Source organism: Aliidongia sp. (assembly GCF_035943795.1).
Taxonomy (GTDB): domain Bacteria; phylum Pseudomonadota; class Alphaproteobacteria; order ATCC43930; family CGMCC-115725; genus Aliidongia.
In genome coordinates this window covers 1-3117 of record NZ_DASZBY010000061.1, presented here as the reverse complement: position 1 = coordinate 3117, position 3117 = coordinate 1, and the positions used below count along the sequence as shown (strand labels likewise).

General features: G+C 67.9%; 3 protein-coding genes and 1 pseudogene. 1 reads left to right on the top strand and 3 read right to left on the bottom strand.

All coding sequences use genetic code 11. The annotated features are described in order from the left end of the window. The 3 genes from VGV37_RS10445 to VGV37_RS10435 all read right to left on the bottom strand — a co-directional run. A partial coding sequence (locus tag VGV37_RS10445) for a DHA2 family efflux MFS transporter permease subunit (RefSeq protein WP_326879604.1) occupies positions 1 to 1163 on the bottom strand: 1163 nt, incomplete at its 3' end. After that, entirely contained in the window at positions 1160 to 2263 is a 1104-nt protein-coding gene (locus tag VGV37_RS10440) for an HlyD family secretion protein (RefSeq protein ID WP_326879603.1), read from the bottom strand. The genes VGV37_RS10445 and VGV37_RS10440, both read right to left, overlap by 4 nt. Continuing rightward, positions 2260 to 2766 carry a helix-turn-helix domain-containing protein gene (locus VGV37_RS10435; protein WP_326879602.1) on the bottom strand — a complete coding sequence of 169 codons (507 nt, stop codon included), beginning with the start codon at positions 2764 to 2766 and terminating at the stop codon, positions 2260 to 2262. Before VGV37_RS10435 ends, VGV37_RS10440 begins: the two co-directional genes overlap by 4 nt. Positions 2767 to 2919: 153 nt before the next feature. Here VGV37_RS10435 and VGV37_RS10430 point away from each other — a divergent pair. After that, a pseudogene (locus tag VGV37_RS10430) lies at positions 2920 to 3117 on the top strand (hypothetical protein); the annotation flags it as partial.

The window sequence follows — 3117 nt, the reverse complement described above, 5'->3', positions numbered from 1 at the left end:
TGCTGGGAAAAGCCGCGCAGCGCCTGGGGCAGCAGCAGCTCGCGCCAGCCCCACTCATGGGTGATCGGCGTGAAGTTCCACATGCTGGCGGCAAAGCAGGCGAGGCCGAACATCATCAGCCAGCGCAGGTCGATCCGCTTGCCGAGATAGGTATAGAGCGGGATGGCGCTGACCTGGAAGATGCCGGTCGTGAACACGGCGAGGCCGATCTGCAGCGCGCTGAAGCCGCGGACCCGGCCCAGGAACACGGGTGTCAGGTAGATGGTCGCGAAGATGCCGATGCCGGTGATGAACGAGAAGAAGCAGCCGAGTGCGAAGTTCCGGCTCTTCAGCGCGCGCAGATCGACCACCGGGTTCTCGTAGCTGAGGCTGCGCCAGACGAATGCGATGCCGCCGATACCGGCGACCCAGGCCGTGGTGCGGATCGTCTCGTCGCCGAACCAGTCCCAGCGCGGCCCCTCCTCGAGCGTGTATTCGAGGCAGCCCAGGAAGATCGCCATCAGGATCATGCCGGGATAGTCGGCACCCTTGAGCAGCGACAGGTTCGGCTTGTCGATCTTGACGAACATCGGCACGGCCACGGCGACGAAGATGCCGGGGACCAAGTTCACGAAGAACAGCCAGTGCCAGGAGTAATGGTCGGTGATCCAGCCGCCGACCGTCGGCCCCAGTGTGGGCGCCAGCGACGAGAGCGCGCCGACGGTCGCCGCGGCCAGCACGATCTTCGGCCCCTTGAAGAAGGCGAAGGCCGAGGTGAACACCATCGGGATCATCGAGCCGCCGAGGAAGCCCTGCAGCGCCCGGAACACGATCATGCTCTGGATGTCCCAGGCCCAGCCGCAGAACAGGCTGGTCACCGTGAAACCGGCCGCCGAGATGCAGAACAGCCAGCGTGTCGACAGCACGCGTGCCATCCAGCCGGACAGCGGGATCACGATGATCTCGGCGATCAGGTAGCTGGTCTGGACCCACGCGGTCTCGTCCGCCCCGGCCGACAGGCCGCCGCCGATGTCGCGCAGCGACGCCGACACGATCTGGATGTCGAGCAGGGCGATGAACATGCCGACGCACATGGTGCCGAAGGCGAAGATTTTGGCCGCACCGGTCAGTTCGGTGGGCGGTACGGCGACGGGCTCGCTCCGTTGGACGGCGACGGCGCTCACGGCGCATCCTTGGCGCCGGAGCGCTCGTCGATATCGGCGGTGACGGACAGGCCCGGACGCAGGCGGCCCAACAGCGAGGCGTCGCCGTCGAGCAGGATGCGCACCGGCACGCGCTGCACGATCTTGGTGAAGTTGCCTGTCGCGTTTTCCGGCGGCAGCACGCTGAATTGGGCGCCGGTCGCTGGCGCCAGGCTGAGCACATGGCCATGGAACGCCTCGCCCGGCAGCACGTCGGCCGAGATGGTCGCTGTCAGCCCCGGCTTCATGCGGGCCAGCTGGTTTTCCTTGAAGTTGGCATCGACCCACAGCCCCCGCGCCGGCACGATCGAGATCAACTGCGCCCCGATCGTGGCATAGGCGCCCAGCCGCGCACTGCGATTGCCGACCGTGCCGTCGATCGGCGCCCGCAATTCGGTATAGCCGAGATTGAGCCGGGCCGTGTCGCGGTCGGCGACCGCGCCGGCGAGCGCCGCGTCGGCCTGGCGCTTCTGGGTGTCGATCACATCGAGCTGGCGCACAGCCGCATCGGCGGCCGCCTTGGCCTTGTCGCCGGCGGCGAGCGCCTGCTTGTAGTCGGCATCGGCCCTTTGTGCCGTTTGAACCGAGGCGGCGGCATGGGCCGCGAGGTCGCGGAACCGCACCTGATCGTCGCGGGCACGGGTGATTTCGGCGTCCGCCGCGGCGATGCCGGCCTGGGCCTGGGCGATCAGCGCCTGCTGCAGCCGGCGGGTCGCATCGAGGTTGGCGAGCGTGGCCTGCTGCCCGGCGACGGCGGCGTCCGCCTTGGCCAGGGCCGCGCGATAGTCCCGGTCGTCGAGCCTGACCAGCAGGTCGCCGGCATGGACGGCCTGGTTGTCGGTCACCGCGACCCCGGTCACGAAGCCCGAGACCTTGGGTGCTATGACCGTGACGTCGCCGCCGACATAGGCGTCGTCGGTGCTTTCGACGAAGCGTCCGACGGTCCACCAGTCATGGCCGTACCACGCCGCCGCCCCGACGATCAGCACCGCAGCACCGCCCAGCAGCAGGCGCTTCCGCGTGCCTGTCGCGGTCTTGGGCGGCAGTGTCACGACGCCCCGATCGATCACTTGGCTGCTCATGATTTCGCTCCGTTCTGCGGGGCCGCGAACACGCCATGGCGTGCGCGCACCCGGTCATTGGCGGCCGGTCCCGCGACCGTCCGGAATTCTGGGGCCTGCAGGGCATGGCCGCTGTGGCGATCGATCAGCATCGGCTCGGCGATCCGGCCCGTCTCGGTCTCGACGATGTCGATGGTGTGGCCGTCGGGGGAAAAATGCTTGTTGCCCCAGTCGACCAGCGCCCAGAGCACGGGACGGAAGTCGCGACCGCGCTCCGTCAGCAGGTATTCGTCCCGCGGCGGACGCCTGCTGTAGCGGTGGCGCTCCAGCAGGCCGGCCGCGACCAGCGCGTTCAGCCGCCGCGTCAGCATGTTGGGCGCGATCTCCAGGCTTTCCTGGAACTGGCTGAAGCGGGTCAGCCCCTGAAACGCGTCGCGCAGGATGAGGATGCTCCACCACTCGCCGACCCGCTCGAGACTGCGGGCGACGGCGCAGTGCATGTCGCCGAAGCTCTTGTGCCGCATGGAAGCCCCGCCCTTGTTGATATCATCATGAAAGTCATATATAGCAGTAACTATCGTCATGCAAGTAGCGTGTTGGAATTGGAAAGCGGGAGCGACGCAATGGACGGGGCGGACAACAGGGCGACGCGGGGTCTCGGTCGCGGGGTTGGTTTCTTGGCGTTGGGACTTCTGGTGGAGTCCTGCACCGTGGTCGGTCCCGACTACCGGGCGCCGGCCGCGACGCTGCAGCCGTTCCACAGCGAAAGCGCGGTCGCGGCACGACCGGCAACCACGCCGCCGCTCGACAGCTGGTGGACCGGCTTCGACGATCCGGTCTTGACCCGCATCGTCCAGCGCACGCTGGCTCAGAAC

Excerpts from the sequence above, each read along its gene's own strand:
- VGV37_RS10435 (WP_326879602.1), bottom strand. The coding sequence starts at position 2,766 with ATGCGGCACAAGAGCTTCGGCGACATGCACTGCGCCGTCGCCCGCAGT.
- VGV37_RS10440 (WP_326879603.1), bottom strand. The coding sequence starts at position 2,263 with ATGAGCAGCCAAGTGATCGATCGGGGCGTCGTGACACTGCCGCCCAAG.